This window comes from Salinimicrobium oceani (genome assembly GCF_012037645.1).
The window spans coordinates 1-656 of the sequence record NZ_JAAVJR010000175.1; the positions used below are offsets into that span (position 1 = coordinate 1).

The following is a 656-nucleotide window of genomic DNA, read 5'->3' on the forward strand; positions in this document are numbered from 1 at the left end:
TGCGAAAGAGCCCGTAATATTTGCATCGTAAAAACGCTGGCAAAATTAGGGCACTTTCCCATCAGAAAATCGGAGAAAGAAGCTTGGTTTCTGAGTCCCCTGCGGTCAGAAACCCAAGCATCTTTCAGCGTCTCTTTGATTAAGAACCTATGGTATGACTTCGGAATTGGAAAAGGAGGTTCAGCTATAGATCTAATCATGGCATTGGAAAACTGCTCAGCTTATGAAGCAGCTCAATCTCTTCAGGAAAATATTCCGCTTTCTTTTAGCCCGGAAAAAATTTCTGACAAAAGAAACTCTGTTCAGATAAAACAAATCAATGAATTAAAACATCCCGCTCTTATCCAATATCTAACTTCAAGAAAAATTCCCCTTCAAATAGGACAAACTTTCTGCCACGAGGTATGGTATTATCTGAACAACAAAACCTATTTCGCAATTGGTTTGAGTAACGATGCAGGAGGTTATGAGCTAAGGAATAAATTCTTCAAATGCTCTACCTCTCCTAAGACCGTTTCGACCTTCTTAAGAGGTTACAAGAGACTGGTGATTACTGAAGGCATGTTTGATTTCCTATCCCTGAAAGTGCTGGATGATGAGCTTTTTTCTTCCTCGGATATTGTTGTGCTGAATTCCATTGGAAACATCAACCTTAT

Annotated in this window: 1 protein-coding gene; it reads left to right on the forward strand. The window is 39.5% G+C overall.

What is annotated here, in order from left to right:
- Positions 1-99: 99 nt before the first annotated feature.
- Positions 100-656: CHC2 zinc finger domain-containing protein (locus HC175_RS16100; RefSeq protein ID WP_235942650.1), on the forward strand; the 557-nt coding region annotated here is incomplete at its 3' end.